Source organism: Cloacibacillus evryensis DSM 19522 (assembly GCF_000585335.1).
In the GTDB taxonomy this organism is placed as follows: Bacteria; Synergistota; Synergistia; order Synergistales; family Synergistaceae; genus Cloacibacillus; species Cloacibacillus evryensis.
In genome coordinates, this window is the sequence record NZ_KK073872.1 from 121,501 (window position 1) to 127,500 (window position 6,000).

General features: G+C 57.2%; 6 protein-coding genes. 2 read left to right on the forward strand and 4 right to left on the reverse strand.

The window, feature by feature from the left end; genetic code table 11:
- The first annotated feature begins 126 nt into the window (after positions 1-126).
- The gene (locus tag CLOEV_RS00515; protein ID WP_008709870.1) at positions 127-921 is read left to right on the forward strand and encodes an amidohydrolase family protein; all 795 of its coding nucleotides are present in this window, start codon (positions 127-129) and stop codon (positions 919-921) included.
- A 77-nt stretch (positions 922-998) separates the two neighbouring features.
- On the opposite strand, the gene CLOEV_RS00520 is transcribed toward CLOEV_RS00515, so the two are convergent.
- Genes CLOEV_RS00520 through CLOEV_RS00530 form a run of 3 tightly spaced genes read right to left on the reverse strand, consistent with a single transcriptional unit; the run spans position 999 to position 4,925 of the window.
- On the reverse strand, positions 999-3,275 hold the full coding sequence (locus tag CLOEV_RS00520; RefSeq protein ID WP_034441298.1) for a DEAD/DEAH box helicase: 2,277 nt from the start codon (positions 3,273-3,275) through the stop codon (positions 999-1,001).
- Positions 3,269-3,868 carry a DUF6661 family protein gene (locus CLOEV_RS00525; protein WP_008709873.1) on the reverse strand — a complete coding sequence of 200 codons (600 nt, stop codon included), beginning with the start codon at positions 3,866-3,868 and terminating at the stop codon, positions 3,269-3,271. The genes CLOEV_RS00520 and CLOEV_RS00525 overlap by 7 nt, the downstream gene beginning before the upstream one ends.
- Positions 3,858-4,925, reverse strand: a complete 1,068-nt coding sequence (locus CLOEV_RS00530) for an AAA family ATPase (protein ID WP_008709874.1) — start codon at positions 4,923-4,925, stop codon at positions 3,858-3,860. Before CLOEV_RS00530 ends, CLOEV_RS00525 begins: the two co-directional genes overlap by 11 nt.
- Positions 4,926-5,100: 175 nt before the next feature.
- Between CLOEV_RS00530 and CLOEV_RS00535 the strand changes: the two genes are divergently transcribed.
- The gene (locus CLOEV_RS00535; RefSeq protein ID WP_034441300.1) at positions 5,101-5,463 is read left to right on the forward strand and encodes a metal-dependent transcriptional regulator; all 363 of its coding nucleotides are present in this window, start codon (positions 5,101-5,103) and stop codon (positions 5,461-5,463) included.
- Positions 5,464-5,520: 57 nt separating this feature from the next.
- On the opposite strand, the gene CLOEV_RS00540 is transcribed toward CLOEV_RS00535, so the two are convergent.
- Positions 5,521-5,997 (reverse strand): helix-turn-helix domain-containing protein, encoded by a 477-nt coding sequence (locus CLOEV_RS00540; protein WP_008709879.1) that lies wholly within the window; start codon positions 5,995-5,997, stop codon positions 5,521-5,523.
- Positions 5,998-6,000: the final 3 nt, after the last annotated feature.

The window sequence follows — 6,000 nt, forward strand, 5'->3', positions numbered from 1 at the left end:
TATTACAACACGGGGATAAAATTTTTGCAAAAGCGCCTCCGGCGGAATAACGGTAAAAAACGACGAAGTATTGCGAATTTGATTTTATATGTGGCGAAAATAAAAAATGGTGGTATAGTTTTTCCCATGATTATAGACTTTCACACTCACGTTTTTCCCCATAAGATCGCCGATGCGGCGATGACGAAGCTTCAGCATCAGTGCGGCGTTCCCTATTACGCCCCGGCCACGGCGGAATCTCTTGTCAAGACGATGGACGCGTGCGGCGTGGACAAAAGCGTCGTGCTCAATATCGTGACGAAGGAGACCCAACATGAAGACGTCCTCTCTTTTGCAAAGGAGATCGATTCGGAGAGGCTGATATCTTTCGGTTCTGTGATGCCCGGCTCGGAATACGCCCTTGAATATGTCTGGAAGATCTCCGACGAGGGACTTAAGGGCATGAAGCTGCATCCGCCGCTGCAGCGCATCGACGTGGACGATAAGAGGCTTTTTCCCGTTTACGACCTGGCGCGCGCGCTCAACCTCGTCGTGATATTCCATGCGGGGTGGGACGCGACATACCGTGATGAGATGCGGGCCTCGGTCGAAATGACGATCAACGTCGTGAACAACTTTCCCGGACTGAAGCTCGTCGCCGCGCACATGGGCGGACTGCGCATCGCGCGCGACGTATTCGACCGCCTCGCGGGAAAATACGAGCTTTACTTTGACACGGCCTACGCCGCCGATCCCTGGCTCGATAAAGGGATGTTCCGCGACATCATCCGCCGCCACGGCGCTGAGCATATCCTTCTGGGCAGCGACTATCCCTGGCATCTGCCCTCGATGGAGATCGATCTGATAAAGAGCCTCGATATCGGCGAAGAGGAAAAGAAGATGATCCTTGGAGAGAACGCCGCCAGACTGCTGGGGCTGTAGGCACAAAACAGGCGGAGCCCGGTTTATCCGCTGTCAGCCTATTGAAACTCCCGCCCCGCAAGGGGCGGCCTTTCGCCTTACTTCCCCGCCAAAATCTGTTCCGCGAGCTCCCTTACGGCTGCCTTGATGTTGAATTCGCCGCCGTTTGCGCCGACGCAGCCGGGACAGCCGCCGCGGCAGCCGCAGGAGTTCATCACGCCGAGCGCCGTTTTGACGAGCTCGTTCTTTATCTCGAAGGTCCCCTCCGCGAGGCCGACGCCTCCGGGGATGTTGTCTATTATATAGATTGCCGCGCGCCGCAGCTGCGGGTCTTTGAGGCGGCTCGTCACGAGGATGTCCGCGCGGTCGCACATGAGGAAGAGCGGCGCGGTATTGCGTATCAGGTGCTCCAGCCCCTCCATCGCGAGTTTGAGTTCCGCGTCCTCCTGGCGGCACCGCGGCATCATCAGCCAGCAGGCGGTGGTGTGCATCTGTTCCTCCGGCAGGCTTATCTGCCCGAAGCCGGCGTTCTCGTGCGTAGCGAGCTTTATCTTCTTGAAGATCGTCGGCGTCAGCGTCACCACCACCTCGCCCCAGCCGTAATTGCCCTCCGTCTCGAAGTCGTCGGTGATGTTTATGCGCAGCGAGGCGTCGCCGTCTGTGTAATAATCGGCGGCGATCTCCCGGATGAAGCACTGCATCTTCTCCGTGTCGAGCGATTCGACGATGTACGACTTGCCGCCGTGGAAGTAGATGGCGTCGGGGAAGATCAGCGTCGGCGCGGAGCGGCGGTCCATCGTGCCGATGACGACGGGCTTTGTCTCGACGGTGATATCCGTTATCGTGTAGTTTTCCCCCGTGGCGCTGCGCAGGGAGAGCCCGGCGGCCGGGTAGGAGTCGGCCTGCCAGTAGTAGCGTTCCTCGTCCGCCTCGCTCACGCGGTGCAGCACCTCGTGATCCGCGAGATAGTCGAGGATGGCGTCCACCTCCTGCCCGCCGAACTTCTCTCCGGCATGGAAGGGCAGCTCGAAGGCGGAGCACTTGACATGGCTCACCTGTATATATGGATTGCAGGGGTCGATGCGGGCCCTCTCCGTCGGCGCGCCGTAAAACCATTCGGGACGCGAGGCGAGGAACTGGTCGAGCGGGTCCGCCGAGGCGACCATTACCGCGGCGGAGATCGCGCCGCGCCGTCCCGCGCGCCCGATCTGCTGCCAGGCGGAGGCGATGCTTCCGGGGTAGCCGTGCAGCACGGCGAGGGCGAGGGAGCCGATGTCGATGCCGAGTTCGAGCGCGTTCGTGCTGACGACGCCGCGCAGCCCGCCGCTGCGCAGGTCGTGCTCGATCCTGCGGCGTTCCTTCGGCAGATAGCCGCCGCGGTAGCCCATGATCATCATCGGGTCCGCGCCGCGCTTGGCGAGGTCGGCGCGGATCGATTTGAGCAGCAGCTCCACATTGAGGCGCGAGCGCGTGAAGACGATCGTGCTGATGCCGGAGGAAAGCGCCTCGGAGGCGATGCGTGAGGTCTCGAAGAGCGAGGAGCGCCGCATCCCCGTCTTCCAGTCTATGACGGGCGGGTTGTAGATGATGATCTCCTTCTCCGAAGCCGGCGCGCCGCTCTCCGTGATCAGCTTTACGGAGCGCCCGATCAGCCCCTGCGCGTGCTCGTCGGGGTTTGCGATCGTCGCGGAGCAGCAGATGAAGGTCGGATGCGAGCCGTAGAACTCGCAGATGCGCGCGAGGCGGGAAAAGAGGTTCGCCAGGTGCGAGCCGAAGACGCCGCGGTAGGTGTGCAGCTCGTCGACGACGATATATTTGAGGTTGCGGAAATAGTCGGACCACTTTGTGTGGTGCGGCAGAATTCCGGAATTGAGCATGTCGGGGTTCGTGATGACGATGTGCCCCTCGCTGCGCGCCTGCCGCCGTTTGACGGGGTCCGTGTCGCCGTCGTAGACGAAGCCGTGTATCCCGCCGTCGGCGAAGGCGGCGAGCTCCCCAAGCTCCGCGAGCTGGTCCTGCGCGAGCGCCTTCGTCGGAAAGAGATAGAGGGCGCGCGCGCTGGGGTCCAGCAGGATCGCGTGCATGACGGGCAGGTTGTAGCAGAGAGTCTTGCCCGAAGCGGTCGGCGTCGCGATGACGCAGTCGACCCCCGCAAGCGCGCACTCCCCCGCCGCGCTCTGGTGCGAATAGAGCGCCTCCACGCCGCGTTTCTTCAGCGCGTTCACGATCCTCTCGTCAAGCGCGCCGAAGCTCCCGAAGGCGGCGGGGCGCGCGGGCAGCTTCTTTATCGCGGGGGCCTTGCCGCCGAGGTCGGCGATCCAGCGCACGAGCGCCTCTATCGAGGGTTCTTTTTTTGCGAAATAGTTATTCAACATGATCCGGTTTGATTCTGCCTTATAGTAAAAAATTTTTTCTTGTATGTGGAAGAGTCCGTGACCGAGACGCTGCAGTTCAGCCACGAAAGCTTCTTTCTGATGCTCGTCTGGAGCCGCTCCATGATCATCTTTTTGCTTCTGGTCTCGAAATAAAAATTTCCCTCAAGAAAAAGGATGATATAGAGCGGCTCGCCGCCGAGGCCGACATTGCCCAGCGGCCGGCAGATATCCGAGAGAGTCTCCGCGTGGGAACAGCCCCTCTCCTTTGAAAGGGCCCCGCAGAGGCAGGCGATAGTCATTGCCGCTTTGAGGCTCATCTCGATGTCGAGGCTCTCGCGGTCATCTCCGGGGGAGGGAGTTACGACCTCCCTCTTCGCGTTGTCGGAACCGATCCGCCAGATATTCTCCGCCTCGTGGCCGAGGCAGTTCTTGACTTCGATGAGCGCCCGTTTTCCCCCGGCTTCACAGACAAAGTCCACCCCTTTGCTGTGAGGGAGGCAGTTGAAATACCTTCTGTAAAACTCGCTGTCGTCGAACTTGACCACCCTGTCATTATGGAAGATGAAGCCGATGCCGCTCTCCTCAATTTCCATAGATGAGATCCTGTTCCCGGTCGTAGAGATTGTCGAACTCCTCCATTATCGAGTTGTGGTTCAGCTCCGAAACGGTGGCTCCCTCTTCAAATAACAGCCGGTCGTCTTCCTTATATAGCGAAATAAATTTGATCTCCGGCGGGGCGGCCCCCGCCGCGGGATAGGCCGAAAGCAGGTTGAAGGACTGCTGCACGAAATAATCGTGCGTCGTGATGAAGACCTGCACGCCCATCTCGGCGAGCTTCGCCACCGCCTCCGCGATCGGCTTTATCATCATCGGGTTCATATTGGTCTCCGGCTCGTCCCAGAAGAGGATGGAATTCTCATTGAGGCTGCCGGAATAAATCAGGTAGATTATGGTAGCGAGCTTGCGGTAACCCTCCGAGACGAGCCCCATTTCAAACTCGCCCTTGCCCTTCATCTTGAGGTAAAACTTCTTATCCCGCTGCACGACGCTGCCGTTGATGATCCTGCCGAAGCTCTCGACGACGCTGTTCTGCTGTTCGGTGTTGCCGCCCTTCTTGAGCGGGCGGTCCAGCAGTTTCGTGAGGTCGTAATACATCTCCTCAAAGTCGATATGATATGCCTCATAAAGCGACTGAAAATGCTCCGTGGCGGAGATCATCTCCTTCGGCGGGATATAAACGGGAAAATATGGGGCCGTGCCGTCTTCCGCGACGCCGATATTAACGCTCACATCGGCATGGCGGTCCTGCCTGCCGCTGAAGCCGACAGAGACCGAATCCTCGCCGCCGATGCCGAGCGAAAGCGAAGCCCGGCCGCCGCCGGAGCCGCGGCTCACCAGCCGTCCGATCTTGTCGTCGTCGGGACGGAAGACGCCCTGTATCTTCTTCACAAGGCTGCCCTCGATCTCCTCCTTGTTCATCTTGTCGAGCCTGTTCTCCGAGACGCCCTTCAGCACCGCGTACATCGCCTTTATCAGCGTCGTCTTGCCGGTGCTGTTCTCCCCGCTGATAATGTTTATCTTTGGGGACCATCTCAGGCTGAGCTTGTCAAATAACATAAAATTATTAAGTTCCAAAGAAGATATTTTCACCGGGAACACCTCCTGGCCGCGGCGGTCATGCGTTCGACTATACCTGAAAGTATAGGTAAAACAGGGGAAAGATTCAAGTCCGCCCGATTGCCGGCTGTCGTTCTTTGGAAGTGTACTTATAATCTTTTTTAGGATAGAATATAAAAACTCAAAACTAAAGACGAGGGTGATCTCTATGCAGGAATCCGGAGAAAACTATCTTGAGACCATACTTATCCTTAAAAATAAAAATGGTTCCGTACGCTCGATAGATGTGGCGCGCGAACTGGCCGTCAGCAAACCGAGCGTCAGCCGCGCAATGGGAATATTAAAAGACAACGGCTTTATAACCATGGAAACAAACGGCGAACTTCACCTCACGGAACTCGGGCGCGCGCGGGCCGACGCGATCTATGAGCGCCATCGCTTCATCACAAAATTTCTCGCTGAGGTCGTCGGCGTCTCGCCGCAAACCGCCGAAACCGACGCCTGCCGCATCGAACACATAATCAGCCAGGAGACCTTTGAAAAAATCAAGGAATACCTCGTGAAGAGATAGAAAAGCTAAATAAGGCCCTTTAGCTTCGATACGATGTACTTAGCCGGATAATGCTTGTTACTTTACCGCATCTTTGTTTTTCAGCATATCCAAGCAGCCGCACAGCAGAGAAACTATCGCGTCTTTGTCATGTCCCTGGAGCGGCGGGTCCTGCCTGCGCAGCTTGTCCTTCACGTGGACAAGTAAAAGCTCGATGGAGACGGAATTTCTGTCATCGCTGATGATGTTTTTCAGTTCAAAGGTCAAATCATCGCCATGCTCAAAGGAGGACAAACTGTTTCTTGCGCATCCATCCGGAAGCAAACCGTCTTTGTGTTCGCCTACGAGGAAAGAGATGGAGGTATTGAGCTTTTCGGCAAAAGAACACAAAAGGTCAAAAGAGGGGGTCCTTTTGCCTTTTTCTATTTCGCACAAATAGGCCTGAGTTATATCAAGCCGTTTGGCCATATCTCCCTGTGACATGTCGCCCCGCAGAGATTTCAGCCGTTTGCCTATAAAATTGCCGCATTTATTTTCTCTATGATTTTTCCTCATGTT